39 protein-coding genes and 1 pseudogene are annotated in these 25,745 nt (G+C 59.8%); 17 read left to right on the forward strand and 23 right to left on the reverse strand.

Features of this window, described 5'->3' with window-relative positions:
* Window positions 1–8: 8 nt before the first annotated feature.
* Genes ACZ5KU_RS16655 through ACZ5KU_RS16690 form a run of 8 tightly spaced genes read right to left on the reverse strand, consistent with a single transcriptional unit; the run spans window position 9 to window position 7,286 of the window.
* Entirely contained in the window at window positions 9–599 is a 591-nt protein-coding gene (locus ACZ5KU_RS16655; RefSeq protein ID WP_464735859.1) for a hypothetical protein, read from the reverse strand.
* Between the two features lie 48 nt (window positions 600–647).
* The gene (locus ACZ5KU_RS16660; protein WP_464735860.1) at window positions 648–1,616 is read right to left on the reverse strand and encodes a major capsid protein; all 969 of its coding nucleotides are present in this window, start codon (window positions 1,614–1,616) and stop codon (window positions 648–650) included.
* An 11-nt stretch (window positions 1,617–1,627) separates the two neighbouring features.
* On the reverse strand, window positions 1,628–2,335 hold the full coding sequence (locus tag ACZ5KU_RS16665; protein ID WP_464735861.1) for a hypothetical protein: 708 nt from the start codon (window positions 2,333–2,335) through the stop codon (window positions 1,628–1,630).
* 38 nt (window positions 2,336–2,373) lie between these two features.
* On the reverse strand, window positions 2,374–3,462 hold the full coding sequence (locus ACZ5KU_RS16670) for a minor capsid protein (RefSeq protein ID WP_464735862.1): 1,089 nt from the start codon (window positions 3,460–3,462) through the stop codon (window positions 2,374–2,376).
* Window positions 3,437–4,897, reverse strand: coding sequence for a DUF4055 domain-containing protein (locus ACZ5KU_RS16675; protein WP_464735863.1), 1,461 nt, complete (start codon window positions 4,895–4,897; stop codon window positions 3,437–3,439). The genes ACZ5KU_RS16670 and ACZ5KU_RS16675 overlap by 26 nt, the downstream gene beginning before the upstream one ends.
* Window positions 4,897–6,198, reverse strand: a complete 1,302-nt coding sequence (locus ACZ5KU_RS16680) for a terminase large subunit domain-containing protein (RefSeq protein ID WP_464735864.1) — start codon at window positions 6,196–6,198, stop codon at window positions 4,897–4,899. The genes ACZ5KU_RS16675 and ACZ5KU_RS16680 overlap by 1 nt, the downstream gene beginning before the upstream one ends.
* Complete coding sequence (locus ACZ5KU_RS16685) at window positions 6,185–6,646, reverse strand: DUF2280 domain-containing protein (RefSeq protein WP_464735865.1); 462 nt, start codon at window positions 6,644–6,646, stop codon at window positions 6,185–6,187. The genes ACZ5KU_RS16680 and ACZ5KU_RS16685 overlap by 14 nt, the downstream gene beginning before the upstream one ends.
* A 31-nt stretch (window positions 6,647–6,677) precedes the next feature.
* Complete coding sequence (locus tag ACZ5KU_RS16690; RefSeq protein ID WP_464735866.1) at window positions 6,678–7,286, reverse strand: putative metallopeptidase; 609 nt, start codon at window positions 7,284–7,286, stop codon at window positions 6,678–6,680.
* On the opposite strand from ACZ5KU_RS16690, the gene ACZ5KU_RS16695 reads away from it, so the two are divergent.
* Window positions 7,285–7,587: a hypothetical protein gene (locus tag ACZ5KU_RS16695; RefSeq protein WP_464735867.1), complete on the forward strand. Its 303-nt coding sequence runs from the start codon at window positions 7,285–7,287 to the stop codon at window positions 7,585–7,587. The genes ACZ5KU_RS16690 and ACZ5KU_RS16695 overlap by 2 nt on opposite strands.
* A 17-nt stretch (window positions 7,588–7,604) precedes the next feature.
* Here ACZ5KU_RS16695 and ACZ5KU_RS16700 read toward each other — a convergent pair whose 3' ends face one another.
* From ACZ5KU_RS16700 to ACZ5KU_RS16765, 14 genes and pseudogenes are all read right to left on the reverse strand, one after another.
* Entirely contained in the window at window positions 7,605–7,835 is a 231-nt protein-coding gene (locus tag ACZ5KU_RS16700; RefSeq protein ID WP_464735868.1) for an Acb2/Tad1 domain-containing protein, read from the reverse strand.
* Window positions 7,836–7,890: 55 nt separating this feature from the next.
* Window positions 7,891–8,154 carry a hypothetical protein gene (locus tag ACZ5KU_RS16705; RefSeq protein ID WP_054064854.1) on the reverse strand — a complete coding sequence of 88 codons (264 nt, stop codon included), beginning with the start codon at window positions 8,152–8,154 and terminating at the stop codon, window positions 7,891–7,893.
* A gap of 484 nt (window positions 8,155–8,638) precedes the next feature.
* The gene (locus tag ACZ5KU_RS16710) at window positions 8,639–8,977 is read right to left on the reverse strand and encodes a 3-methyladenine DNA glycosylase (protein WP_152973135.1); all 339 of its coding nucleotides are present in this window, start codon (window positions 8,975–8,977) and stop codon (window positions 8,639–8,641) included.
* Between the two features lie 8 nt (window positions 8,978–8,985).
* Window positions 8,986–9,171, reverse strand: coding sequence for a Com family DNA-binding transcriptional regulator (locus ACZ5KU_RS16715; protein ID WP_464737417.1), 186 nt, complete (start codon window positions 9,169–9,171; stop codon window positions 8,986–8,988).
* 315 nt (window positions 9,172–9,486) lie between these two features.
* Window positions 9,487–10,166, reverse strand: a pseudogene (locus ACZ5KU_RS16720) (hypothetical protein).
* Window positions 10,163–10,738 (reverse strand): recombination protein NinG, encoded by a 576-nt coding sequence (locus tag ACZ5KU_RS16725; protein WP_464735869.1) that lies wholly within the window; start codon window positions 10,736–10,738, stop codon window positions 10,163–10,165. Before ACZ5KU_RS16725 ends, ACZ5KU_RS16720 begins: the two are co-directional and overlap by 4 nt.
* The gene (locus tag ACZ5KU_RS16730; protein WP_054064849.1) at window positions 10,735–11,205 is read right to left on the reverse strand and encodes a hypothetical protein; all 471 of its coding nucleotides are present in this window, start codon (window positions 11,203–11,205) and stop codon (window positions 10,735–10,737) included. Before ACZ5KU_RS16730 ends, ACZ5KU_RS16725 begins: the two co-directional genes overlap by 4 nt.
* Window positions 11,202–11,468, reverse strand: coding sequence for a hypothetical protein (locus ACZ5KU_RS16735; RefSeq protein ID WP_464735870.1), 267 nt, complete (start codon window positions 11,466–11,468; stop codon window positions 11,202–11,204). The genes ACZ5KU_RS16730 and ACZ5KU_RS16735 overlap by 4 nt, the downstream gene beginning before the upstream one ends.
* Window positions 11,468–12,259, reverse strand: coding sequence for a hypothetical protein (locus ACZ5KU_RS16740; RefSeq protein WP_464735871.1), 792 nt, complete (start codon window positions 12,257–12,259; stop codon window positions 11,468–11,470). Before ACZ5KU_RS16740 ends, ACZ5KU_RS16735 begins: the two co-directional genes overlap by 1 nt.
* Window positions 12,249–13,169 carry a phage replication protein gene (locus ACZ5KU_RS16745; RefSeq protein ID WP_464735872.1) on the reverse strand — a complete coding sequence of 307 codons (921 nt, stop codon included), beginning with the start codon at window positions 13,167–13,169 and terminating at the stop codon, window positions 12,249–12,251. The genes ACZ5KU_RS16740 and ACZ5KU_RS16745 overlap by 11 nt, the downstream gene beginning before the upstream one ends.
* A gap of 42 nt (window positions 13,170–13,211) precedes the next feature.
* The gene (locus tag ACZ5KU_RS16750; protein ID WP_464735873.1) at window positions 13,212–13,631 is read right to left on the reverse strand and encodes an HNH endonuclease; all 420 of its coding nucleotides are present in this window, start codon (window positions 13,629–13,631) and stop codon (window positions 13,212–13,214) included.
* Window positions 13,628–14,422: a Rha family transcriptional regulator gene (locus ACZ5KU_RS16755; protein WP_464735874.1), complete on the reverse strand. Its 795-nt coding sequence runs from the start codon at window positions 14,420–14,422 to the stop codon at window positions 13,628–13,630. The genes ACZ5KU_RS16750 and ACZ5KU_RS16755 overlap by 4 nt, the downstream gene beginning before the upstream one ends.
* A gap of 143 nt (window positions 14,423–14,565) precedes the next feature.
* On the reverse strand, window positions 14,566–14,865 hold the full coding sequence (locus ACZ5KU_RS16760; protein ID WP_054064845.1) for a hypothetical protein: 300 nt from the start codon (window positions 14,863–14,865) through the stop codon (window positions 14,566–14,568).
* A 121-nt stretch (window positions 14,866–14,986) separates the two neighbouring features.
* Window positions 14,987–15,202 carry a YdaS family helix-turn-helix protein gene (locus tag ACZ5KU_RS16765; protein WP_090207174.1) on the reverse strand — a complete coding sequence of 72 codons (216 nt, stop codon included), beginning with the start codon at window positions 15,200–15,202 and terminating at the stop codon, window positions 14,987–14,989.
* A gap of 87 nt (window positions 15,203–15,289) precedes the next feature.
* On the opposite strand from ACZ5KU_RS16765, the gene ACZ5KU_RS16770 reads away from it, so the two are divergent.
* The 15 genes from ACZ5KU_RS16770 (at window position 15,290) to ACZ5KU_RS16840 (ending at window position 24,276) form a co-directional block, all read left to right on the forward strand.
* A complete protein-coding gene (locus tag ACZ5KU_RS16770; protein WP_464735875.1) occupies window positions 15,290–15,946 on the forward strand; it encodes a LexA family protein in 657 nt (218 codons plus the stop codon).
* Window positions 15,947–16,095: 149 nt separating this feature from the next.
* Complete coding sequence (locus ACZ5KU_RS16775; RefSeq protein ID WP_464735876.1) at window positions 16,096–16,392, forward strand: hypothetical protein; 297 nt, start codon at window positions 16,096–16,098, stop codon at window positions 16,390–16,392.
* On the forward strand, window positions 16,376–17,122 hold the full coding sequence (locus tag ACZ5KU_RS16780) for a hypothetical protein (RefSeq protein ID WP_464735877.1): 747 nt from the start codon (window positions 16,376–16,378) through the stop codon (window positions 17,120–17,122). Before ACZ5KU_RS16775 ends, ACZ5KU_RS16780 begins: the two co-directional genes overlap by 17 nt.
* A 189-nt stretch (window positions 17,123–17,311) precedes the next feature.
* The gene (locus tag ACZ5KU_RS16785) at window positions 17,312–18,157 is read left to right on the forward strand and encodes a hypothetical protein (RefSeq protein WP_464735878.1); all 846 of its coding nucleotides are present in this window, start codon (window positions 17,312–17,314) and stop codon (window positions 18,155–18,157) included.
* A 173-nt stretch (window positions 18,158–18,330) separates the two neighbouring features.
* Entirely contained in the window at window positions 18,331–18,582 is a 252-nt protein-coding gene (locus ACZ5KU_RS16790; protein WP_464735879.1) for a DUF1654 domain-containing protein, read from the forward strand.
* Window positions 18,583–19,006: 424 nt separating this feature from the next.
* Window positions 19,007–19,387 (forward strand): response regulator transcription factor, encoded by a 381-nt coding sequence (locus ACZ5KU_RS16795; protein WP_464735880.1) that lies wholly within the window; start codon window positions 19,007–19,009, stop codon window positions 19,385–19,387.
* A 367-nt stretch (window positions 19,388–19,754) separates the two neighbouring features.
* Complete coding sequence (locus tag ACZ5KU_RS16800) at window positions 19,755–20,231, forward strand: hypothetical protein (RefSeq protein ID WP_464735881.1); 477 nt, start codon at window positions 19,755–19,757, stop codon at window positions 20,229–20,231.
* Entirely contained in the window at window positions 20,228–20,416 is a 189-nt protein-coding gene (locus ACZ5KU_RS16805) for a hypothetical protein (RefSeq protein ID WP_054064837.1), read from the forward strand. The genes ACZ5KU_RS16800 and ACZ5KU_RS16805 overlap by 4 nt, the downstream gene beginning before the upstream one ends.
* Complete coding sequence (locus ACZ5KU_RS16810) at window positions 20,413–20,550, forward strand: hypothetical protein (RefSeq protein ID WP_464735882.1); 138 nt, start codon at window positions 20,413–20,415, stop codon at window positions 20,548–20,550. The genes ACZ5KU_RS16805 and ACZ5KU_RS16810 overlap by 4 nt, the downstream gene beginning before the upstream one ends.
* Window positions 20,551–20,706: 156 nt before the next feature.
* The gene (locus tag ACZ5KU_RS16815; protein ID WP_464735883.1) at window positions 20,707–21,810 is read left to right on the forward strand and encodes a hypothetical protein; all 1,104 of its coding nucleotides are present in this window, start codon (window positions 20,707–20,709) and stop codon (window positions 21,808–21,810) included.
* Window positions 21,811–21,817: 7 nt separating this feature from the next.
* Window positions 21,818–22,594: an ERF family protein gene (locus tag ACZ5KU_RS16820; protein WP_464735884.1), complete on the forward strand. Its 777-nt coding sequence runs from the start codon at window positions 21,818–21,820 to the stop codon at window positions 22,592–22,594.
* Window positions 22,578–23,195 (forward strand): lambda exonuclease family protein, encoded by a 618-nt coding sequence (locus ACZ5KU_RS16825; RefSeq protein ID WP_464735885.1) that lies wholly within the window; start codon window positions 22,578–22,580, stop codon window positions 23,193–23,195. Before ACZ5KU_RS16820 ends, ACZ5KU_RS16825 begins: the two co-directional genes overlap by 17 nt.
* The gene (locus tag ACZ5KU_RS16830; protein WP_464735886.1) at window positions 23,192–23,422 is read left to right on the forward strand and encodes a hypothetical protein; all 231 of its coding nucleotides are present in this window, start codon (window positions 23,192–23,194) and stop codon (window positions 23,420–23,422) included. Before ACZ5KU_RS16825 ends, ACZ5KU_RS16830 begins: the two co-directional genes overlap by 4 nt.
* On the forward strand, window positions 23,419–23,880 hold the full coding sequence (locus ACZ5KU_RS16835; RefSeq protein ID WP_464735887.1) for a hypothetical protein: 462 nt from the start codon (window positions 23,419–23,421) through the stop codon (window positions 23,878–23,880). The genes ACZ5KU_RS16830 and ACZ5KU_RS16835 overlap by 4 nt, the downstream gene beginning before the upstream one ends.
* A gap of 81 nt (window positions 23,881–23,961) precedes the next feature.
* On the forward strand, window positions 23,962–24,276 hold the full coding sequence (locus ACZ5KU_RS16840) for a hypothetical protein (RefSeq protein ID WP_464735888.1): 315 nt from the start codon (window positions 23,962–23,964) through the stop codon (window positions 24,274–24,276).
* Here the strand turns inward: ACZ5KU_RS16840 and ACZ5KU_RS16845 are convergent.
* Window positions 24,267–24,608 (reverse strand): hypothetical protein, encoded by a 342-nt coding sequence (locus ACZ5KU_RS16845; RefSeq protein ID WP_464735889.1) that lies wholly within the window; start codon window positions 24,606–24,608, stop codon window positions 24,267–24,269. The two genes, ACZ5KU_RS16840 and ACZ5KU_RS16845, sit on opposite strands and share 10 nt — an antisense overlap.
* 95 nt (window positions 24,609–24,703) lie before the next feature.
* On the opposite strand from ACZ5KU_RS16845, the gene yejK reads away from it, so the two are divergent.
* Complete coding sequence (gene yejK, locus ACZ5KU_RS16850; protein WP_464735890.1) at window positions 24,704–25,711, forward strand: nucleoid-associated protein YejK; 1,008 nt, start codon at window positions 24,704–24,706, stop codon at window positions 25,709–25,711.
* Window positions 25,712–25,745 lie beyond the last annotated feature (34 nt).

Consider the following 25,745-nt stretch of genomic DNA (forward strand, 5'->3'; position numbering starts at 1 on the left):
CGTCATTATCACTCCTTGGGTAGATCGGCGACGAGCTTTTCCAGGGACTCTTGCGAGGCGTTGGCCCGGAAGGTTACGCCGGCAGCGGTGAGCTTGGCCTTCAGACCCTCAATTACAGGGTCACTGCTAGCGGCCTTGGCTGCGGCGGCCTGGAGATCGGCAATCTGCGCCTGCAGGCCAGTGACCTCCTCGGTGAGGCGGACCACTTTCGCGATCTCGCCATCGCGCTCGTTGATCAGGCTCTGCACGTCGGCGTTGGACGCGTCCAGCACCTGAAGCAGCCGCTCGGCGATCGGCCCGAGCTCACCATCAGGCCGCGCGAGCTCCTGGCCCGCGAACAGCTCGACGATAACGCTGATCGATTCAAGCTCGGCGCGCAGAGCGTCAATGATCGAGCCAGGAACATCGCCGCCCACCAGCACGACTGCCTCCGTCAGCTCCCTGATAGTCACCTCAGGCACGTCAGTCGCGGCGCCCACACGATTGACGGTAGCGTTTGCATCGATGATGCGCAGTCCGTGCGCCTTGGCAAGCGCCTTCACGTCTTCCTGATACTGGTGGAAGGGACCAGGCAGATACCAGATTTTGCCGTTACTCATGATCTGTTCCTCGCCAAACCGGGCCGAGGCCCGGCTCAGCTTTCAGGGTTACTTGGAGGCGTCACCGATCAGAGCGACACCGGCGGTGTGCTTGATGCTGGTGGCGGTTTTGTCCCAGTTGGTGCCGGTGGCCAGTTCGGCGTCGGTTGGAGACTTGCCGCCGTTGGTTTGGTCCCAGGTGTAGCCCTTGAGGCCCAGGCCGAAGGTGTAGTCGGTCTGGATGGTGGTCTCGATGCGTTCCTTGCCGTTCGAGGTCTGGACGTTCGTGATGATGTCGCGACCGTCGTGAACCAGCGCCGCGCCCTGCACCAGGGACAGGACGATTTCCTTGTTCGGCGTGCCGGTCTGCATCAGCGCCGGAGCGTCGGTAACCACCGACACCTTGCCGAGGATGTCGATCACTCGCACGTTGCCGGCCTGGAACAGTTGCTGCTGGTTCGCCAGGTTCTGCCCCACCAGCTTGTGGTAGGTAAGGCCCTGCATGACCTGGGTTACCAGGTTCTGGCTGGCATCACCGAACTTGGCGTGAGCGTTGTTCAGCCCGGCATAGGTGATGCCTGCGGTGGCCGACACGTCGTTGACGGCGGCGGCCTGGGCGGTGATCGCGGCAACCAGGGCAGCGATTGCAGTGTTGAGTTGGTCCTTCAGCAGGATTTCGGCGAAGGCGCGGGACGCCACCTCGACGCCCTGAGCGGTTGGTCGTTCCAGCCAAGTCATCTGGGATGGCTCGTAACGGATAGGCCCGAAGCCGCCGGCGACCTTAACGGAGGTGTTTTTCAGCTCGGTCAGGTCAGTGACCGGAGCGGTGCCGTTGGCGGCATAGCGGTCCACTCGGCGCTGAGCGGCCGCCAGGGTTTGGAAGAACGACTCCTGCAAGAAGTCGCCCGTGAAGCCGTCCGGGGACAGCACGATTGCACCGCGGCTGGCTTCGTTGAACGCCACGAGCATCTGATCCAGCGTCTCCAGCGTGGCTGGCATGATGTACTGGTTGAAGACCTGCATTTGCGACAGGGACATGGGTTATTTCCTTACGATTGAGGGAGATCTGGGAACCGGCTCGCGATTGCTGCCTGTCGTTCCTCCTTGGTACCGCCGATTTTTCCTTTCGGGGCCCCGCCCCCACCACCTGCACCGCCGGCCCCGCCGCCCGATGCTTTGCTACCCGCGATCAACGGCGCAAACGCCGCGTCATTCGCGATTTCTGCCTTCAGCTCTTCGAGCGTGGCCGCCGAAAGCTTGCCCTGCTGGTCGAGGACGACCACCACAGGCTTCCCGTCGCGCTGCTCAACGCTCAGACGGCGCTCGATATGCGGCAACAGGGCCTTGGCGCTGCCCTGGACTGCCAGGGCGGACGCAATGTCAGTAGCGGTGCGGCCGACGGTCAGATCCCGGATCTGTCCATTCAGCGTTCCACGCTCCTGTTCCAGCATGCCGTTCAGCTCAGCCTCACGGCGGTTGTATTTTTCAGACCAGGAACGTTCGAGCTCCTCGACGTTGCCGGATTTGCGAGCGGCTTCTTCACGCTCCAGGCGGGCGGCCTCCTCGGCTTCCCTCCGCGCCTTCTCGGCGGCCTTCTTCTCGTCCAGCAGCTCCTGAACCTTGGCCTTCAGGCCAGACACGTCTTCCTGTTGCGGCAGGCCTTCAATGCCCAGGACGAACTTTCCGTCCTTCTCGACATAAAGCGCGCGCACAGCCTCATCTACCCCTTCCAGGGTATCCAGTTGGAATTTCAGCATTGGTTGTCTCCCAGAGACGTCGGTGCAGGCCCTGCCTGCTATTGGATGCCCGCCCTCGCGAATGCCAATGGCTCCAGGGAGCGCATCTGCTCGAGGGTCAGGGGTAAGAAATTTCGATCAAGCTGCAGCTCGGCGAAGCGCTCGACGCTCAAGCCGCCCTGCCTGAAAAGCTTTGCGCGGACCGGGCCAAGGGCCTTGTCCTGAAACACCGCCGACTGCTGCATTAGCCAGTCGTAATAGCTGAGGTCGGCCCTCACCTGCTGCGCGCCATCGTCACCTATGGATGCCCGGGTAGCACCCTCGGCGAAAAGGGCGCTGAACCGGGTGACCGCCACCACCGTCGACCTGCAGTTGATGTGGATCGGTGGCCGAGGCCCTTCATCGAGCCTGAATCGGCGTTTGTCGAGGGTCCGGCACTGCGCTGTGGTCTTTGAATCGAGGGTGCTAACCCACTCCACCGCCGGCACCACGTCGGAGTTGGCCTTCAGCGTCTCCATACGCGCCTGAGTGGCCACATGCTGCACCGCAGTGCGGACAATGGCGCTGGCATTACGGTTGGTTGTGGCCAGGATGCCGTCGTTGTACTGGAGCGCCTTGGTGCCCCGAATATTCTTGATGATCTGGAAGCTGGTCTGGCCTTCGAAGAAGCCCTGCCGGATCGCACCAACCAGGCGCTGCCGCTCTGTAGCCGTGAAGCCATCAATGAATGGCTTGAGCAGCTTGCCGCCGTCCGCACCGCGCACGCTCAAGGGGTTTGTGAGGATCGCCGCCCGGATGGCTGCAGCGCCTGGCACGGCAGCATCGAAGGTGACGCCGACCGGCGCAGCCCGGCTCAGGCTGGTCGCCTCGAACTCGGCCTCGTAATTGGCTATATCCACCAGGTCGAGGTTCAGCCGATCGCTGTACCGATCAAAAATCCCCAGCAGCAGGCTGTCGACTTCACTGAGCAGTCGTCCCAGGCGGGCCACCGTGTAGTCGGTGAGGTCCGCGCCAGCCAGTCGCTCGCGGATCGAACGGTCGATCTCCTTCAGGAACGGGGCGAACTTCGCAACCTCCCCGGACTTCAACTGCTCCAAGAACACGGCGTGCCGGATGGTGGCATCAAGGATTGCTTGGTTTGCCGCCATTCAGGTTCACCTCTGCGTCATCAAGCGCGGGCCCGGCGCCTTGCGCTTCGAGCTCGTCGCGGATTTCGTCGTCCGTCTTCTCGGGGTTGATCACGCCGCGATCGCGCAGGTACTGCCAGAAGTCGCCCTCCGGCAACTTGCCGCCCTGCACTGCATTGAACAACGCTGCCAGGATGGTGGCGTCGAGCGTTATCTGGCTGAAGTCCTGATTGAGCTTGTAGACAGTCTCACCGGTGGCATTCACGAACTCAGCCATCCAGGCCAGGCACTGACTGTAGGCCTCGCTGACGTTGCTCACCACCAGGGACAGGACGCTGTGTTCGGCAGCGCTGTCGTTGTCGGCCTGGGTGGCGGTCTTCACCGCGCTACCGCGCTCGATGAGCCGAGCACCGAGCGACACCATGTCCTGCTTCTTGGCGTCCATGGCCTCCTTCACCAGCGTGTTCGGTTCCGGCTGGGCGAACCCACAAGACCCGTTCGCAGGGAGCGTCAGCGGCGCCCTGGAGCCAACATAGATACCGTTCGACTCCAGGTGATCGCGCCAGGCCTCGTCGAGACCAGAAATCCAGAACTGAGGCTGACCAGAGAACCAGACCGAATCCTCGTAATCCGCACTGTTGCAGTAATGCCCGATGTTCAGCACGGCCATGTCGTACAGCGGGGCTTCGTCGATGCTGGTATCGTTGTTCTCACTGCCGAGGAAGTGGAAGGGGATGATTTTCCATGGCTGGCCAAGGCCATTCAGAGGCGTGAATGGCGGGATGACCTGGGCCGTCCGGCTTGCGCTCTCCTCCCAGACTTCCTGGGTATACACGCCGGCGTCATCCAGGCGCAGCACGCGATACTGGACGACCTTCTCGCTGCCGAAGCCATCAGCCGTATCGACATCCACGACTTCCTGCAGCACCACCAGACTGAGCAAGTGCTGGGCACCGACCTTGCGGGTCTTCCAGTTCCTGATCGACTCAGCCGGGTAGCTCGATATGCTTGCCCGGGCGCGCCCCGATAGTTCGTCCGCCTTGCTCACCGAGCCACCTGGCACCGCAGCATAGTCCACCAGCAGGCCATGCCGACCAACCTCGAGCAGATGCCCGATAGCCGACTGCGACTGCTGGTAGATGCTCACGCCCTGGCCGTCGACGTCCGTTGCCACGTAGTCGAGCGCACCGGGCACAGTGAGCGTTGGCCAGGTCCTGAACACCGCCCCCACCAGGCTGTGCTTGGTTCGCCCGGTTGCGTTGTAGAACACCGCACGCTGCAAGTAGGCCTTGTACCGCTCGCGGTTCTCTTTGCTTGTGTCGTGCTCGTTCGGTCGAGGCAGGTACACGTCGCCGCGGGCCTTGACTGTTTCGGAGCCCTTGCACACATCGCGCACCAGCCTCCAGCGGGCCTGTGCCGCGTCGTACTCCGGGCGGGTGTATGTGACGTCTGCCATTACCGTGCATATCCCATCTTGATTGCGGTGACCGGCTTGATAATCGGGTACTCGCGATGAATGAAGTAGCCGCCGGCATCGTTCGCGTGATCGATACCTGCTGTCTTGTCAGGCTCCCCGTTCGGGGCCCACACCTGCTGCTCCAGGCCGTCGGCATAGGTAGGACAGGTGAATGGGTTCACAAGGTAGCGTCGCTCGCCTTGTGCGTTGCAGAACGCTGCGTTCATAGCGTTGATCCGGTCTTTCACCGGCGGGTTTGATGCTGGAGCGATCACTTGGAAGCCGGCCTGCCGAAGCATGGCCAGATCGGTGACGCTGGCATTGACGGATTTTCGCGAATCGCCTGAAGCATCCGGGTAAATCCGTATCTCGCAGGTCTTCTTGAAGTCATTCCCGTCGTGCTGCCAGTAGCGCTCTTTGATGCGCCTGATCATGTCCGGCGTGTCGTAGCCATCGATGAGCTCATCTACCGCCCTGGGCATTCCCTGGTCACGCTTAACGTGGGTGATCGCCGCCATGCGACCCACGTTGAAGTCCATACCGATGAACAGCGGCTCACCCGGCTGCACGGTGTCGAAACATCCGTTCAGCTTGCGGTCATAGGCCGTGTAGATCGTGCCGGAGGTCAGGTTGACGAACTGGCCGCGCAGGTACGCCTGGATCAACTGCGGCGGGTAGGACTCCATCAGCGATGCGATGTAGTCATCTGGCAGGTTCAGCTCGTTGTCGAAGGTGCTGGCCTGCACGAGCCCATACAGGTCATTCAGTGCTGGCTTGTCGCGTAGCTGCTTCACGAACTGCGTGTAGACGAACTTGAACCCCTCCGGGGTGGTTGTCACATCAACGCCGTTCTTCAGCCCGGGGATGTTGTAGCGCATCCTGGCGATGATCTTGCGCCAGGCCTGCTGCGCCTTGGTCGCGGCCAGTACGTCCAGCTCGTCGACTAGGGCGTGACCAATCTTGAAGCCGACGATGGTCTGCGGCTTCTCCATCGAACGGCAGATGATTGTGCTGCGGTACTGGCGACCGCTGTAGAACTCGACCTCCTTGTCGCTCTCCTTCGTCTTGACCTTCAGCCCCCAGTCGAACGCAACCTCCTCGATAGTCGGGAAGAAGATGTCCCGGATCTGCGGATAGGTTGGAGCAAAGTAGCCAGCGTTGACCCTGGGCCACTCCCAGACGTGCTTACACAGTGCCGCACAACCCACCCAGGTCTTGCCACTGCCGAACCCAGCAACGAAACCGCGAAACTTGTGCGGCAAGGTCAGGAACTCTGCCTGCGGTCGGTTAAGGCTCGGCATCTGGCTTCCTCGCATCGATCACATCGACCTGAACGCGATTTGGCACCAGGTTGTCGGGGGATTCTTCTACCTTCGGTTGCCGGTTGACGTAGATGTCGCCGCACTCCTTGGCGGCCTGCTCGAGGATCTGCAGCGCCAGGGCGATGTTCTTCATGCCCTCGGCCTTTTCCACGAAGCGGCTCATGGCTCTCAAGCGGAACGCGCGGTTGGCGATCGGTATGTCTGCCGTCTCCTCGCGGAAGCGCTTGCGAGTGTCATCGAACAGGGTTCGCCACTTGGCCGCCAGGTTCACACCTGCGCGCTTGGTTGGGTCGTGCTGCTCCACCTGCTGGCGGGTCACATCGATACCAAATTCTTGCTTTACGGCTTGTGATACTTGAGTGGGCGTGTCAAAGCACGCCAAAGCCTGAACGATGAAGGCTTTCACATCGCTTTTCAGGGCTGCCATAGATTGGGTTCCGTCTCATGCCTGTCTCAGATCAGGCCAACTTGAGCAGACAGGTTCCGCAGGCCCTCGATATGTTGATTTTGGCCACCTCTGGCGGCCGGCTTGCAGCATTGATGAGCTGCTGCACGTCGTTGCTCGCACCGTAGCGACGAACCACACCGAGGAACTCTTCGACGTCGTGACCGCGAAGCTTGATCTTCGGGGCGCCGTCCTGGGTGAATGCTGGCTGACCGTACTTGTCGGTCGCGTGAGCCAGGTGATAAAGCTCGTGCTCTACAAGGGCGCAGAACTCTGCGTCGGAGCACTGGGCGCAGTAGTCGGCAGCCAGGGTGATGATGAAGGCCGGCACCTCGCCGAACCATTCACGCATCTGCTGCTCCATCCGGGCCTTCTGCCAACCACCGGCGCGGAACGCCACTTGCTCAGCTTGGCCCAGGACAGTTCGGCCCTGCTTCTCGAAACAGGACGATGCCCACAGCACCTGTATGTCGGCATTTAGCAGGTGAGCATGATCCTCGTTATGGATGCTGCCGGTGTCGGCCAATATCTCCCGCTGTATCCACTCCCATACCTCGGAGGCAGGACGCAGTGTTAGTAGGGCTGTGTCAAGGAGGTCTCTAGGTGGGATGGGCTTATTCATGATGCCCTTCCTGACATTGAAATCGCTGGATTATTGGGTTTTGATGCACCTCACAGACAATGCCAAATCCATAGGTGCAACCATGAGTACGAAAGGCTCGGCAGCCACAAGGCCTCGCTTCAAAATTGTTCGCAACATCTTTGTAGCATCCAAAGAAGATTCCCGCGGCTCCCCAGTACCAATTGAGACGGCCTGGGTTTATCGACTGGTCGACTGCGACACCGGTATTAACGTGGGCGAACCAACAAGCGACCCAAGCGAGATTGTCAGCCGGTATATCGAACTGAACGAACCCATCTAACCTCCAAATACGGGACGTCAGGCAAATGAGTCGACCGGCTTAGCGATCGAGCGCACAAACCACATGAAGCCCTGCTGCAAGTTGGTTTTGGCCAGAGCCAGCAGCCGCGGGTCCACACCTTCAATCTGGCCGATCTGCTTGAAAAGCTCGCCGGCGTCAGCCTCCAGGGCTTTGATCGAGTTCATGCCGTCGATCTCGGACTGGTTCAGGTCGCGGTAGCCGGTGATCTTCTTGTGCTGGTTGTCCATGGTGACTACTCGTGATTGCGCGCCACGATTTGGCGCATTGAAAAACGTGGCGCGACTACTTGAAGGCATAACCGCGGCGAGCCCAGGCGTAGAGGACCACCCCGGCATGAAGCATCACCCCGAAGGGGTTGACCCAGTGACCTTGGATAGCTGTGATGAACGCGCCGAAAGCGCCGATGGCTACCAGGTAGAATGCGATGCAGAGCAACGGCTCATCGGCCGGGCGAACCTTGCGCAGATACTCACAGGCAGCGACAACTACGAGGACGCACAGAAAGGCGTCCAGCGCGGTCATCGCTGACACAAGGATACTGTTCATATTAGGCACCTCGCGTCGCAACGAACGCCCCATCGCAGACTTGATTGCCGGGATGATGTTCATCGCTGTGAGGCCGAGCACGAAAGCCACGCCGCACAGCAAATCATCGGTTACCGCAAGGTCAAGCTTGGGAGCCAGCCAGGAAGTGACTGGTTGCGTCAGGTAAACCGAAAACCCGAGGCCGGTGGCTACAGCGGTCACCGCCTGTCCACGGGTCAAGTCTTTAAGAAACCCAAGAGATAGGATCGAGCCGATGAAAGCAGCCATGACCACGCCGTATTTGACCAGCACCACGCTGGCGGCAGTGCTCGTTGGTTCTGCCATTGGTCTCTCCATAGAAATAGGGCGACCCCAAGGGCACCCATTCATGGCGATAGGTGCGGCAAGGGGCCGAAAATGAAAAGCCCTGCAGTTGCAGAGCCCAGCTTGTTACATGGACCAGCTCAAGAGCCGGACCTTGGTCATTGCCAAGACCAAGTGCGAGTTACGCAACTGTTCCATCAGCGTTGAGTACGTCCCAAGACATTTCCACGGAAATGTTGAAGTTGGCAGTCGTGTTCAGGTACACGCCCATGCCAGCCGGAACCATAACGTCGTTATAGAGCGTAATCCCGTTTGGAATACGCATGTGGCTGCGATCGAATCGATCGGTACCGTTACCAGGAACTCCGGGGCCGATGGTAACGGTGCCGCTCTGGACGACAATGGAACGGAGGATGATCCCGTTCACGTTTTCCTGAGGGGTGATCAGAGGCGCAATGAAGGTTGCATTGCCATTGATCAGGGGATTTCTGAAGCGTTTACCCAGTGTACGTACAGTCATATTTTCACCTATTGAGTCGAATGAGGTTTCGCGGAGGATTCCGCTTTCATGTCGCTCAAAGGCGATCGCTCGAGGCTCGTGGCCTTCTCATGATTCAACGTTCCGCATCGGGAACACTTGATCTGGAGCTCGGTAAACTCACCCACTCGGGCGAGAAGTCTGTTGCATTTTCCGCATCTGCATTCTTTTAACATCTGCAAGTCCATTTGGTTTTCTGCTAGGCTCCGTCCCGCTCGCGCGAGCAGTGAGGGCCTTGGCTGGCTTGCAGGTCTACTCTGCGACCTGGCGTCTCCCTGGGGTGTGTCAGCACCCTCCGGAGTCGCCCTCATTTTTCCCGCGCCAAAAGAAAGCCCCGATCGATGTCGGGGCTTTTGTGTTTTTGCGGGCAATAAAAAACCCGGCTCGGCGACCGGGTTTTCTTCGTCACTCCTCAACACGCGCAGGAATGACAGGATGGACAAATAATGCGACATGGCGACATGGCAGCGCAAGCACTTTTGCGATTTTTTTCATGCAGCCTCATCAGTGAGCACGCCAACGGCCTCAAGCATGTGCTGCGCCTCTACCAGGGCCTCATCGACTATCGACTCCAGGTCATCCTTAATCGCCTTGTTCCAGCGTTGGTAGGTGCGCTCGGTCAGGCCCTGCGAATCCCAGTTTGTCATGTCGTAGTTCGATTCAACCAAGACGATCATTTCCCCGGGCTTCGCCTCGGCCACCGCCTGGGAGTGTTTGTTGGCCCTTGCCGCATTGGCGTCGGCTGCTGCGTTGCGCCAGTCCCACTGCCCCGCTTCCTCGCTCACCCGGTGCTCGGGCGCCTTGACATGGACTGCCTTGCGCTGAATGCCCTTCGACTGCTGCGGTACAGCCCAGGTCAGGACGGCCTGCTGGGTGAATCGAAGCGGCGCCGGGCTCTTCACGGCAGACACCAGTCGACCGATGGAGTCGATCTTTCTGCCGCGGTGCGTGCTGTACTTCGCGACCAGGGCATTCCAGTGGCGCGGGCTCAACTGTGCGTGCAGCAGCCGGTGCACGATGCAGTCGGCCAACAGCGCGGCGTCCTTCCCGAGATTTCCCCCTTGAGCTTCGCGGCCTGCACCTTCGGCTCGAAATCGCACCCGCCGGCGCTGGTGATCGTCTCGGCCGCCAGGGCGCGCACGACCGCCGATATCACGTTGTGGTAGTTCATGCTGCCTCCCCCTCCAGTTCCTTGATTTTTGCTTTGTACTCGGCCTTGATGGCTTTCAATTCGTCGATGGTGTAGTGCTGGGCGCTGTGCGGCCCTTCCAGCCACTCCACGCGGTCGGAGCCGATTCGCTGCACCAGGTTGATTCGGTAGTTCACGATGTCGCCCGACTTGTGCTGATTGCAGGGCACGCACTGCTTGTGGCAGTTCAGCGGCTCGAACCGCAGCTCAGGATTACCGCCGACAGTGCGGTAGTGGCCGGCGTCATACTTGCCGGCGTGGTACCGGCCACAACTGATGCACGGAAGAGCGGCGTCGCGCAGGCGCACCCACTGGTTGAACACCACCTGAGCCTCGCGCACGTAGTCGGCCCGGGACTTCAGTCTCTCCTTGCGGACTTTGATTTCCTTCCGCTCAACCTGGGCCAGGGATTTGCGCGCCTTGTCCTGGTTCACGTCCTTGATCGCCAGGCCGCAGGTGTAGTTGCAGACCTTCTGTCCGAGACGCTGCGGCACGAACGAAACCCCGCAGGCTGGGTTCTCGCATTTCTTGGCGCGTCGCTTCCTTTCGATCATGCCGCCGCCTCGCCGATCAGGTCGCCGAAGAACACGCCTTGCTTGGTGAAGTCAGCAATGATGCGGTCGGTGTAGGCAATGCCCTGGGCGCGATTGAAAAGGCTGGTGACCGGCATGCCGTCCGGGCCAAACAGCCTGCAATCTCCCATCAGGTCCAGCTTTTCCTCGTAGGACAGGTGCCGCATGACGCGGTACCAAGAAGCCTGGAAGTCCTGGTCTTCGTTCAGCAGGATCTGTACGCCGTGGTGCAGTTTGCAGTACTTGCGGGCGTCCGAGGCGTCGCCGATCTGGGTCATCTCTGCAATGCGCTTGTAGAAGGCGAACCACAGGGCATTCTGGTCCAGGGTGCGGTCCTTGCCGGGGCGCAGCGACACAACGACGAACTTCTTGTCGCGAAACATGGTGCTGAGCCGTGTGATGGCCTCGGAGAGCTTGGCCTGACAGTTGACGCTGATCTTGTCGGTCATTGCGCCACCTTCAGGCCCTGGGCCGCGATTGCGCCGTGAACCTCGCGCTCAGTGAAATAGCGAATACCGAGCGGGCCGCCGATCTCCAGCACCTCAGGCAGCTCCACCAGCACGGCCTGACGGGATGCCATCCATATTTCCAGGCACGCACCCTTGAAAAGCTCTAAGTTTCGAGCGCCTTCTACAGCGCCGGCACGCACCAGTGCGATCACTTGGCTCTGGTGCCAGACCTCGAACTGCTCGCGCATCTTGTTGGTTTCCATCAATGAGCCTCCTGGGCGCTGCGCTTCTTTTCCAGGCCCTGGGCCTGCTTGATCAACATCGCCCGGCGGTCGGCCAGGTCGTTGGCCGCAGCGATCTGCATTTCGAGTTTCTTCTCGGCGCTTGCCTGACGCATTTCCTGCATCGACGCCTTCACCTTTGCCAGCTTCTCCCGGAGATTCGCCGCGGGCCGGGTGACAGTCCCAGTCAGCAGGCCGGCGATGGCCCGGCCATCTTCAGTGACGGGCGCAATGTTCAGGTCTGCCAGGTACTTCTGCCCGTGCTCCTGCGGGATCCGTTGCATCTGCACGGCACGGGTGATGGCTTGAACCCGGCGGGTGGCGTCGAACCCCACAGACACGTGCCAGCTCACCGGCTTGGCATCTGCCCTGGCCTGGGTAACGAACCGCTCGTAGGCACCGATGAACGCCATCCGGGCGCCGACCTTGTCGCCGGCATCGAGCACGGGCTTCGCCGCAGCCAAAGCCAGCTGGATCTCATCGGTCAGCACCACCGTTTCGAATTCGTCGTGAGTGGTCATTGCGATCGCCCAGGCTTCGTCCTTTCCCGGGCGTCCATCGGCCGCCTGGGCGTGCTTCAGGATCAATGCTGTAGTGAGCCGCCCGCCCTCGATCCGGCAGGCTCGCAGCGCGGCGACAAGCGCCTGCTCGGTGTACTGGCACAGGTCCTCTACCATCAGCAGCGCCGCTGGCTCTGTGAGCTGCTGCCCCATCGTCTCAGCAGTGGCGTACAGGGACAGGAGCAATTGGTCTTGCTGCACGTCATTCAGCATTGGCGGCGACCCTCTTGGCTCGAAGCGCTTCCAGGGCCCGCTCGGCGGCGCTGATGTTGGTTTGGGTCTGCTCGATCTGGCGGGCCGCGGTACCGGTCATCTGGCGGTTGGTCAGCCACTGGGTGTGGTAGGCCTCGGCCTTGGCCAGCAGGTCGCCGATGCTGTGCATGTTCGTGACGACCCGGGCATCGTTGATGGTCAGGAAGTACGCCGCGACGTGGTGAGCGACATCACCGCCCAGGCGAGCGATCAGTTGACCAACCTGGCCTGCCACCTTGGAGTTCCAGACCGGCCACGCGCCGTGGTAACGCTTGCGGTAGGCCATGGCGTAGTTCGCCCAGGTCTTGTAGGTCTTGCACTCGGGGTCTTTCGGGCCCGGCATGTCCTCGGGGATAGCGCACCGCGGTTGCTGGGGAGTGAACGGGACAACCTGCCCGGCGACCTTGGCAGCAGCCTGGGGCGCAGTACTGATACTGGTATCCTGATTGGTACCCTGATTACTGGTATCCTGATTTGTCGGAGATTTTTCCGACCCTGGCTCGGATTTTTTTCCGACCTTGCTCGGAGATTTTTCCGATGTGGATCGGATTTTTTTCCGACCCTCGACTGCATCAGAGGTCGGATATTTTTCCGCCCCATCCATCTTGCGATTCCACTCCTTGGCCTTGCCGGTCAGACGGACCAGCGTGATGTTGGAAGTGCTGGCAAGCTCGATCAGGCCGGCATCACGCAGAGCCTTCAGCAGGCGATATGCCGTGTCCGGTTTATCGGTGAGCAGCGGCAGCTCCTCGACGATCTTGGCCTTGCTCAGCGCGAAGTAAATCCCGGTGTCGGTCTTGACTGGATTGGCCCAACTCGGGCATTCGTAGACAAAGGCGAACAGTAGGGCCTGCTGAGAGTTCAGCCCCACTCAAGCGCCTTCACCTGGTTGATCGTGACGGTGTACTGCATGTCAGGCTCCCGCCGGTTTGCGGAAATCGATGGCCTTCACCCCTTTCCAGCTATTGCAACTGGCGCAGAGGGTCTGGAGGTTTTCTAGAACTGCCTCACCACCCAGGCTCTCTGGATACACATGGTCTGCACGCAGATTCCGGTGATCACCACAGCGCAAGCAGCGATACAGGTCGCGCTCGAACACTTGAGTCCTGAGGGACTGGCCGATAACTGCCTTTTTGGGCTTGGGAGCTGGCTCGTTCGGCCAGGTAAGCCACGCTCCGCCGTGCCGCTTATTGAATGCGTTCGCAATGCGTTCTGCGCACTCTCCGCACACGGAAGCACCAGGCACCTCGAGCGAATAGCAGTACATGGCGTTACGGGCCTGCTGGCTGGAGTCGCCGCACACCGGGCAGGACACGGTGGGGATCATGCTCATGCCGCACCCCGCACAGCCTTGTCGTGGGTGAACAGGCCATCCCAGTTCTTCTTCATGGGCAGCTCGCCAGTCAGGTACAGCTCGTACAGGCGTACGGCGCCCTTGCGCAGCAGGACCGGCGTGAAGGATATAAATGGCTCTTTGCCGTGCGGGGCGACCTCGACCTGGTGCTCAGTCATGTACTTGTCGCGGGCGTACGAGGCGACCCGGAAGCGCAGGCCGGAGCGGCTTTCGTTGTAGAGCCAGTTGCGAGCCTCAAGGAAGTGGCCGACCTGCATCACGTTGACCCCGTTCAATCCCTTGCAGAACTGCACGTGGGTCATGCCCTCCTTGAACAGGTTCTCCAGGCGTTCGATCTTCGTTGCCTGGGCCTGCACTTGGACGGTCAGTTGCAGGCGAGCCTGCTCGGCCTCGAAGGCCAGTTGGATCAGGTCCATGCGGGAGAGCTCCCGCGGCTGGGCAACCTGGGCTTCCAGTTCCCGCCAGCGACGCACGACCGCCAGGCGCATCTTGGCGCTATAGCCGGTGAGCAGTGTGTCGGTCATTTCCCGGTCAAGATGGAAGCACGGCAATTTGCGTCCGGTGCCATCTTGGTACTGGGCTGAAAAATCAGCCGAGTTGATTTCTAGGTCCGCCAGCATTGAGCGGATGTCGGCCAGCACGTTCTTGTGAAGCTTCCCAGTCAGTTCGGCGATCTCCACCGATGACATCGTGCGCGCCACGTTTTGGGATGTGCCGTTTCGTGGCGCGGGCTCTGCGAAAGTGTTGAATGGTGCGATTGGGTTATGCATAATGGTGACTCTCTAGTTTTGCAAATGAGCCACCCTCGCCGGTGGCTTTTTTGTGCCTGAAATTCAAGGCTTGTAGGTGTCCAGCGCATCCGTGGTAGCTTCCGATTTCCACACCAGAGGGCCATCGGAGGCCGGACATGTCTTTAATCGATACTCAAGAGCTCAAGCTCATCTGCGACGGCTGCAGCCACCACTTTTCGGAAACGGTCGGTGATGTGAAGCTGAATGATCGATGGACCGAATGCCCCTCCTGCGGGCGTCGTGACCAAGTCGACAAGGCCGGGTTTGAAGCGGTGATCGCTGCCGGTGAAAAGCAGATCGCTGACCTTCAAGCGAAGGTGCGGAGCGTCGGCGAAAACCTGTTCAAGGGTGGCAATTAGGGCGTCCAGCTCATCCAAGCCGGGCTGCGCGTCGAATCGGATCTTCAGCTCGGCTATGGCCATGCTCTTGTCTCTCTCTTCTCATTCACTGGCACTGGATAAAACTCCAGCGACTTCAGGTTTCTTACTGCACAGGCCAGGAAGGTCGATACTGACCACATGGAATAGCGGATGGATCTGGCTCTTACGCCGCAAGCTCCTCCCAGGGGAACGACGGGCAAAGCGCCTCCTTCTTGAAAGCGCCGGCAGTCATCTTTTCCGCTCGCTTGGCAACCAATGGAGACATGCCGTGCTTTTCACGGACCCAGCCGGAAACGGTGCTTTGATCGACGCTCAGTTTTTCTGCCGTGGCCTCTTGCGTGCCGAAGAAGGCAACGAGGTCCTTGTAAATAGTGTTCATGCTGCCCCTCCATACGGGAATACCCATATGGTAGGTTATGGGAATACCGATTTGCAAGGATATGGGAGCGCCCGTAATACTCCCAAAATGGAATTCAAAGACCGCTTAAAAGCTGCCCGCAGGCATGCCAATCTCAATCAGACCGAGCTTGCTCAGAAGGCCGGGATCACCCAGACCTCGATTTCCGACCTTGAGCGCGGAAAATCGAAGGCCACCTCGCACCTGGTAAAAATCGCAGAGGTATGTGGCGTCGACGCCATGTGGCTGTCTGATGGCGTCGGCTCTATGCTCGCCTCCCCCAGAGAGGAGGCCAATGTCGCCATGGCTGCCCAGCCCACCAGGTCGTTCCGGTACCCTGTAATCAGCTGGGTTGCCGCCGGCTCCTGGGCCGAGGCGGTCGAGCCCTACCCGGCCGGCACTTCCGACACCTACGAGTATTCCGAATACGACTCCAAGGGCCCAGCGTTCTGGCTGAAGGTGAAAGGCGACTCGATGACGGCGCCTGCCGGCCAGAGCATCACCGAAGGCACGCTGATTCTGGTGGACACCGAAGCCGAGGCTCTTCCCGGCAAGCTGGTGGTGGCCAAGCTACCAGACAGCAACGAGGCGACATTCAAGAAGCTGGTGAGTGACGGCGGGCAGTGGTTCCTGAAGCCGCTGAACCCTGGGTACCCGATTCAGCCTTTCAACGAGAACTGCCGGATCGTGGGTGTGGTGGTGCAGGCGTTGCAGAAATTTTACTGATGCCGTCTTCCACCGGGAATCCGTCGATCTCATGAAAGAGCAGAGTTTCTGGGGTTTGGTCGTCGCAGGCCAGGGCAAGATGGATTGCACAATCCTCCTCCCGGCGCCGCAGAGCAAAGGGTTTATGAAGAATTTTATGGATGAACTGTATGAACTCTACCCCTTCATTCCGCGTGAATCTCAAAAAGCTTGAACGCTTCATAGCTGAGAAAACAAAAACCGAAAAATGCCCATTTTGCGAATGCGAGGATTGGTCGATCCCTACATCTGGGACGATTGCACTTAGCTCAATTCCATGGGGGAGGCCGGACGGAAACCTTTTTCCAGCGGGGATACCGGTCCTGACAATGGTCTGCAAAAATTGTCACTTTGTGCGAATGATGGCAATGCATGATGCGGCGGTACAGCAGGCCTTGACAGGAGATGATGATGCTGAGCCACTCTGATTTAGGCCTTTCTTTACAGACAGCGGATGCAAGATCACTGCTGGACGAGATGCCTCAGGCAGATTTCAACACTTCAGAGATAGACTGGATCAGCATTGCCATGCACGGAAGGAGAGGAAGCTTTTCTTTCGAGCCAAGCTTCCACCTCTATCATGACTCAAGGAGATTCAGCGCCCCACTGCTGGCTTATAACTTTGACGATGTCGCAAATGATCATGTGTACGGTGGTGTGAGCGTTCGACCAAGAAATTTCGAAAGATCGGATGACAAACAGCCAAGTCAAAGCGAAACTAGAGTCATGAATGAGATTACGCGGGAAGAGTTTAACGCGAAGCTTGAGGCCATCGAAGCCAGGATGGACGCAAGAGTCGAATCTGTGTCATCTAAAATCGACGCATTTCTTGCTACGCAAGCCGCCGTACAAGTTGAGCGCGATAAGGCGCAAGCTGAACGTGACAAACGGTTTGAGGACCTGGCTGAGCGGGCCACCAAGGCGGCTGAAGGCGCCGAGGAAGCAGCCAAGCAGGCAGCGACGGTGAAATCCAATTACTGGGCGGCAGTAGGAGTTCAGCTCCTGGCTGTAGCTGCAATTTTGGTTGGGGCGTATTTCGCAACACAGGCGAACACCCTCAGCGCCATATCTACCACCCTTTCTGCCTTCCAGGCAGGCAAGGCAGAAGCGGCACCAACACCACCTGCGCCACCGACGCCGCCTTCCTCAACCAAATGAAGAAGCCCGGCCCAGCGCCGGGCTTCTTGTTTCTGGCCTACCAGCCTCTCCTCGGCAGCTCACGGGCAGCACCTCGGCCTCACCCTGGATGCGCCGGCCGGCCAGGCGCCCGTCATCATCCCTGGCCCGTGGAATAGTGACGAATAGCCATAAATGGTAGAGTGCCAGCTCTACTATGGGAGGGATCCAATGAAAGGGCTGGGAACGCTTGCGCTGATCGTGGGAGCGCTGTGGGTGGCATTCGCGTTGAACATGGATGTTTCTGTAGCATCCGGTACCGGCGGCCGAGTGAGCAACCTGGGTCTGATGGCGGACCGACAGATCCACACCATTGTTGGCGGAATGATAACGCTCGCTGGCCTGTTGATGGTTCTACTGGGTGGTAAACGCTCCCCTACTCCCACCCAGGTGGAGACAGACACGCGCCCCTGCCCTTTGTGCGCCGAAACCATCAAGAATGCAGCGATCAAGTGCAAGCATTGCGGTGCGGATATTGAGGTCCGTCAGGAATCACGCGAGCCTCGCCAGCTTGAGTCGGCCCCAGAAGAGCTAACAAACGGAACTCAAGCTCAAGCGCAAGACTCGGCGAGAAATCCTGGCTTTGGCTTTTTGTCATTATGCTTTGGTTTGGTCGCTGTTATCGTTGGTGGAGTCCTGTTCCGGGTTCTTCCGGCTGATACCGCGGCGAGCAGAACGCCAAAATCTGAAGCTTACAGGCCTGTAGCAGATGAACAGATAAAGCTCGACTCGGCAGCGTTCGGCTGCATGCTTACGTCAGACTTTGATCGAGCATTAGATCACTATGGTCGTTCAGAATACTCGGCATGGGCCGAGATCGCGGGAGGCAAAGGTTGCTTCTACCAGAGCAATGTCAATCCTGATATCTCATGGACGGTCATGCAAGTGCGCGATGACCTGATGCAGATCGGCCTGAAGCGCGCATCTGAGTATTCCAAAGACCCCGAGCTTGGCAGGTTCAATTACTGGACTGCAACCCGCTGGGCGCAGCAACCTTCCAGTCCCACACCGAAATAGCCAGGTCTTCCCCCAGTCGAGATCAAGAGCCCGCCAAGAGCGGGCTTTTTAACGCCCAGGGAAAGAGGTGAAGCAGAAATATGCATAAACGCATAAATATTTAGCACGCCCCATTGCCAATTGCCGTCCTTACCAATACTGTTTATTTATACAGTACTGGTAAGGAGTACCACATGTCGCACCTCGGTTTTACCACCACAAGATCTGCCTCGTCATACGAGGCTGTAGGCCGGCGCCTGCAAATGCTGATCACCTCACCCAAAGTCCAGAAAGTCCAGGCGGTGACGGTCGCCAGGCTTGAGCACGAAAACCCGGAGGACTGGCAGCGCCTGCTCGATGAGATCAGAGAGACCGCCGGCGTGAGAGTGGAAGCCCTGGGAACCGACCAGGTCAGGATCGGATGGCGAGAGTACTGCGACGCATAAATGAGCCCGCTCAGTGCGGGCTTTTTATCGCCTCCCATAAAAATATGGGAATACCCATTGACGACAAATATGGGAACTCCTATATTTCACCTCAAGCCAGCACCCACCCCGCCGGCCAGCAGCGAAAGCTGCGCCGCTCTTTACACAACCAGCGCCATGCCCGACTACCCGGCCTAGCCGGTTAGGTCACTCCCGGCTCCATCGGTGGGAGGACAGTAAACCGATGAACAAAACCGCACTTGCCTCTACTGGCGACCGGCGATCCGACAGGCCCGAAAGCCTGCCCACGCGCAGACCACTGCGACGGCGGACGAGGTGTTGACCGAACTGAGCGAATGACCCGGCAAGCGGGTGCGGAGATACAGATTTCACTGGCTGGCCTTCTCGCGAGGGCCAGACGGGAAATCAACCGGGAGTCATCACGATGGACACGATCACCAACGGCGCATGGAAGGGTCACTTGGGTCGCGGACTGGCGCCGCGGGAGCTGCAGTTTCTACTGTGGATCGCCCAGGGCTTCACCTCGAAGGAGATTGCCCGGGAAACCGGCATTGAAGCCGGTACCGTCAAGAAGCGACTCACCAACGCCATGTTCAAGATGGGCGTCACCCGGCGCACGGCCCTGGTGGCCGAGGCCATGAAGCGCCAGATCATCACCCCGGCCTGCTTCATCCTGGCCGCACTTATCGCCATTCATTCGCTGATCAGCGACGACGAAATGCGCCGGGACCGCCGAGCGCCGGATAGGCGTGTGGCCCATGTCCGGGTTGTGCGCCGCGCCGAAAGCCATGAACTGGTGGGTTGAGCGCCGATATCGACGATCACCGTCACTCGGGAATTGCTTGCCCGATAGTGATGTTCTTGCTCCCGCATTTACAAACTGGCACGAGTGCTTCGGATCGCCCTCGATAGTACTCGTAATCGCTTGCGGGCACGGTATTGAAGCCCTCCCAACGCGTCTCTGTACGCCCCGGTCATCTAAGCGACTGACCTGAACACCTTCATAGTCACAATCGCTGCATGTGGCTTTGAACCTGCTTTCATCCCAGCTCATTTGACTCTCCTCGGCACCGAAGACCTGCTCCAAATATAGCAGCGACAAATCTTCTCCTTCCCCGCCTCTACCCGTCAGCACTCGCCCTGGGCCCATCGGCAAACAGCAGGAGGCATGAGTGCTGACGAATACAGGTGAACAACCCGCCACCCTGGAGGCGACTATGTCAGCGCTACGAAAAGCCCAGTTTGAGTATGAAAACCGACTACCGCCTCCGGTCAGTGAGGACGATCTGGCCGAGGTCGAGTGGATCGAAGCCAATGCCGACCGGCTGCTGGCCGGCTACCGAGTCGACTGGGGCTACCGGCCCGGCGACAAAGGCCAGGTCACCCAGGCCCACTTCGCGAAAGCAGTGCAGGACCACGTCAACCAGCGCCAGATTGATGGCCTGGATGAGCAAGACGCCCTTGGCCAACTCGTCATCGCCGCCTCGGGCTTCGCCAGTGCTGGCTCGCTGCTCGATCTGGCTAACTACCTGGTCGGCGGCAAGCAGGCGCTCAAGGAGATCGCGGTAGAGCTGCTGAAGCCGCAAGCCGAACAGGCAGTGGCAGCACAGCAGGAGCAGGACCGCCTTGAACGGGAGTGCGGATTTTGAGCCCGCACATTCTGATCGATCAGGCTCTTGAGGGCCTGGAAGATGATGACTGCCCTGACGAGAACGAGCTCCTGGTACAGGGCCTCATCACGCGACTGTTCACCGACGGCGCGATAACGACCGAAGAGTTTAACCACTACTGCAAGCGCCTAATGCTGATTCTGCGGCGCAAGGAGACGGCATGACCATCATCGCCGGATCGTTCGCAGGAATCGCCGAAGCCCTGAGAAATCGGGGCTTCTTGCTCCTGGCGGACGTGAAATGGATTGAGCAGCCCTGCCGGCTCGCCGGCCGCTGGACTTGCAAGGTGGCGGCATGACCCAGGCCCAGCGCCGACGGCGCCTCATGATCTGGCGCGGCTCATTCCCCGCCCTCGCCCTCTTCACCTTCTTGATGCTCCTCAGCGCTCTCGCTGATCGCGTCACCCAGTAACCAACCCATTCTATCGCTGCGCCAGGCGCAGCAAGGAATCCTCATGTCCGCAGCACAGCAAGTCATCTCGATTGACGACATCTCGGCCGCCAACGCCCCGGCAATTTACGTTGCCGGTGGACTGCTCCCTTTCTTCGACAAGGTGAAGGCCGAGGTGACAGGCGAGGTGCCAGACCTGACCACCCGCAAAGGTCGTGAGCGCATCGCCAGCCTGGCAGCAAAGGTCAGTAAGTCTAAGTCTGCAGTTGAAAAGCCCGGGCGCGATTATCTGCGCCACCTGAAGGAGCTGCCCAAGGTCGTCGAGGCTGAGCTTCGGGACTTCGTGACCAAGATGGACACCCTGCGGGACGAGACTCGCCGACCGCTGACCGAGTGGGAGGAAGCAGAAGCCGCACGGGTCGCCAAGCATGAGCAGGCAATTGAGCAGTTGAAGGCTCAAGGCGCCGAGCTTGGCTCGCTGACCAGCGAGGATTTGCTGGCCCGAATCGGAAGCATCGAGGCTGTCGCCCTGGGCGATGCTTGGGAAGAATTCGCCGCTGAGGCTGGTCAGGTGAAGGACCAAGTGCTGAGTGCGCTACGAGCCGCGTTGATCTCCCGGCAGAAATACGAAGCCGAGCAGGCGGAACTGGCCCGGCTTCGCGCTGAATCCGAAGCCCGAGAGAAAGCTGATCGTGAGGCGCAGATCGCACGGGAAGCAGAAGAGCGCGCCCGGCGAGAGGCAGAAGAACTTGCCGCAGCCGAGCGCGATGCAGCTGCTCGACGGGAACATGAAGCGCAGAAGGCCGCTGAGCATCGCGAGCTGGAATTGAAGCTGCAGGCCGAAAAAGCCGAGCGTGCACGGCAGCAGGCCGAGACTGATCGTATCGCAGCGGAGCAACGGGCCGAGCAGGAGCGCTTGGATTCTGCGCGCCGGGCCGAACAAGCAGCCGAGCAGGCCCGTCTGGATGAGCAGCGTCGCGCCAAGGAGGCTGCCGACGAAATCATCCGCCAGCAGAACGCCCGCGAAGCCGACGAGGCCCACCGTCGCAGCGTCAATCGCGCCGCCCTGGAGGCGTTCATCGCCGGCGGCATGCCGGAAGCGTGTGCCAAGCAGGCTGTCACCCTGATCGCCCAGCGCAAGATCCCCAACATCACCATCCAGTACTGAGGTTGCCATGAGCAATGTATCCAGGGTCGAGCCCATTTCTCAGGCGCCGACCGTCACTACCGAGTCGGTCACCATCCTGCAGATTATCCAGCAGGTCGCCATGTCACCGAGCGCCGACATCGACAAGATGGAGCGCTTGATGGTCATGCACCAGAACATCCAAGCGCAGCAGGCCAAGCAGCAGTATGACGAGGCACTCGCCGCGATGCAGGAGGAGCTGCCAGTCATTGGCGAGCGCGGCGGCATCAAGGACAAGAACGGTCGTATCCAGAGCACCTACGCGCTGTGGGAGGACATCAACGAGATGATCAAGCCGGTGCTTGCCCGCCACGGCTTCGCCCTTTCCTTCCGCACGCCACGCAGTGAGCGCGGCATCGAGGTAGAGGGGGTGCTGAGTCATCGCGCCGGCCATCGCGAAACGACTTCGCTTGTGCTGCCCGCCGACACCACCGGAAGCAAGAACGGCGTCCAGGCCGTGGCATCGAGCGTGAGTTACGGGAAGCGGTACACCGCCGGTGCACTGCTCAACTTCACCACCACCGGCGAGGATGATGACGGCAACGGCGCAGTTGTGACGCCTAGGGTTACCTCTGTGCAGGCAGCACAGTTGGCGATGCTGCTCGAGCGTTGCAGCGAAAAGGCCAAGGCCACTTTCGCCAACATCCACGGCACCCCATCAGCCGTCGAGAAGGCGGCCTTTGACCAAGTGCTCGGCATGCTCACCAAGTCCGCCAAGCAGAACGAATCGGCAACCGAGGAGACGCAGAATGCAGATAATCACTGACGTTGAGCAAGGAACTCCGGAATGGCTCGCCCTGCGACTGGGGATCATCACCTGCTCCGAACTGGATTGCCTGCTGGTCGCCGGAAAAGGTGAAGCGGGCTTCGGCGTGGCCGCCTTCACCTATATGGACCAGTTGATCGGTGAGCGTATCACCGAGGAGGCAGCAGAAATTCCATTTCAGACCAAGGCGACGATCCGTGGTCATGAACTCGAGGGCACAGCTCGCCTGCTTTACGAAGACCTCGAAGGCATCAAGACCCAGCCAGCCGGGATTATCCTCAATCACGGCATAGGGTACTCGCCCGACGCTCTGGTCGGAGATCGTGGGCTCACGGAGATCAAGACCAAGCTGCCGAAATTCCAAGTCAGCGTCATCCTGGCTGGCGAGGTGCCAAAAGAGCATATGGCCCAGTGTCAGGGTGGCTTGTGGGTTTCCGAGCGCGAATGGCTGGACTTCATCAGCTACTGGCCCGGGATGCCCCTGTTCGTCAAGCGCGTCTATCGCGACGAGGCGATGATCCGGAAGCTTTCCGAGCGCGTGAAGACCTTCTACGAAATTCTCGACGATCGCATGAACCGCGTTCTAGGAATTGCAGCATGACCGACAACTACATCCTGGCCGGCGACGAGCGCCAGGCCAAACTGGAGGCAGCGAAAGCTGCCTTCTTCGCGTCAGGAGGTTGCGCCACTGAGTTGCCGACCTACCGCACTGCCCCGCTGCCGGCCCGCAGTTCGCGGATCGACCCTGACACTGTCCTGGTGCGCAAGCGCCGCCGGCCAAGCCCGGCAGAACGCCAGGCCCTGCGCAAGATGGCGGACGCCCTATGAGCAAGCGCAAGCCATGCAATCGGCGAGTCCAGATCGAGCGCAGCATGCGGGCCTTGGTCAACACCAACCATGCCGCCGTGATCAACATTGACCCAAGCGGCCTTCAGATCATGATCAATTGGAAGAACGGCAAGCAGATCCTTTCGATACCGGTTTCCGACGCCCTCTGCGACATTGCGCACCGTTGGACGATATACATCGCCGGCATATGCATTCGCCAGGATGGGACCGAGTACATCAAGTCAATCGACATCAAGCCGGACGGCGTGCACATGGTGGAAAGGCTTTCGGATGTTCTTGAGCATTTCTACAAAGAGGTGAAGGCCGACTGCAATCCGATTCACTTGGTAGGCATGGGCTGGCTGGCCGTCCCCGGCGAAAGGACAGTAACGGAAGCGCAACTGTCATCGCTGTTGGCTTCGGTTGGCGCCTGGCGCCAGGCCAAGGTCGCAGCATGAGGCGAATCAACAACCGAGTGCAGCAGCGTCGAAGCCAGTTGCACATTCACCTGCCGCCCAGCGGCTTACAGGAGGTTCTCGATGGCTATGGCCCAGGCCGAGCGCGATCGGCGCCGGCGCAACAAGTCGGCAGCACTGCAGGAAGAAGACCTGCGCTTGAAGGTTCGACCAGGGACTAAGCAGGCCCTGCTGGAACTGATGGCGTGGGCCGGTATTGAGGAACAGGGCGAGGCGATGACGCTGATGATTCATCACCTACATGCGCTTGGACCGTGTGGAGCGCTTCCGCTGCTCACGCCTCCGCACCACGAAATTACGGTGTCACCGTCCGTAGCGCTAAGACTGGAAAATTTCCGAGCGAGGCGAGCGTTAGGCCTTGATTGCGATCAAGCATAAGGATTTTGCGATTCACGAAGCAGTGTGTAGTGGTCAAACAAAGCGGACACCTTTTGGGCGGCCAAGTGCGCGCTTTCGATCAGCAAGTCTTCCATTTTTCCTACCAATCCGTTGCCATCGAAAACAGACTTGTCGTTAGCGTACTCAAGGTAAATCTGCTTTACGGCCTCCAAGAGCTCTTCAGCATGATCCCTGAAAAACTGATCGTTCTCCTCAGGTAGCCTAAAAAAATCCCAGTCCACCCGAGCGTACTTACGACGTTCGAAAACGACAACGGTGATATGTGTGTCTGCTTTCTTCCAGCTTCCATTCGAGAAAGTTTGAACAGCCATTTTTGTTCCTCTGATTAGGCCTGATCCTCCTCTCTCGTAATACCCCATCCAAACCCAAATTGCCACCATGCCGACCAGGCGCCGGAGGAAACCCCATGCCCATTCTCAACGCGGTAATCCACCAGATCGACAAGAAGCCGGACGGCAGCCCAGCGGTGCTGCACCTGGCGAACGACAAACTGCCCGACTCCCAGGCGATGGACAACCTGATGTTCGATCTGAACGGCAACTACAACGCCAAGCAGGGCAAGGCATGGGGCTTCTTTCACGCCGAATCCGGCGCATACCCGTTCAGCGGCTGGCTGAGCAAGTTCACCGCCGACGAGGTGGGCTTCGTCGAATTCACCAGGACCGCGGCCGAGCACCTGACCAAGCTGCTGGAAGAGTCGAACCTTTCCACCGGCGGGCACGTCCTGTTCGCCCACTTTAGGCAGGGCATGACGGACTACCTGTCGGTCGCGATCCTGCAGCAGGTTGAGACGGTGGCCGTGGCCCACGACCTCACAGTCGCGGTGTCCCGCCATCTCGACGCCAGCGCCCTCTCCTTCGCCGCCCGTATCAACCTGAGCGAGTGGAAGAACAACCCGGCATCGAGGCAGTACATCTCGTTCATCAAGCCGAAGGGCGGTCGCCGCGCCACCGCCTACTTCCGAGACTTCATCGGGATGACCGAGGGCATCGACGCCGCCGGCGAAACCCGGACCCTGCTCAAGGCCTTCAGTGACTTCGTCGAGAGCGAGGACCTGGCCGAAGACGACGCCCGCGAGAAAACCCAGGCCCTGGTCGATTACGCTTCGGCCCAGGGCAAGATCGGCTCCAAGGTCAGCCTGGAGGAGCTGTCTGCCCTGCTGGACGAGGACCGCCCGGCCAACTTCGCCGAGTTCATCCGGAACAAGGACTACGGCCTGTCGCCGGAGATTCCCGCGGACAAGAAGACGATCAACGACTTCCGCCGCTTCACCGGCCGCATCGAAGGCCTGTCGATCAGCTTCGAGCAGCACCTGCTCGGCAACAAAGTCGAGTTCGACGCAGACGCCGGCAGCCTGCTACTGACCGGCCTGCCCACCCCGCTGATCGACCAGCTCAAACGGGCCACCGCGTAAGCACCACATCACCCTCTCCGACCGCCCTGCGCGG

The sequence above is a fragment of the Pseudomonas sp. Tof1 genome (assembly GCF_055390395.1).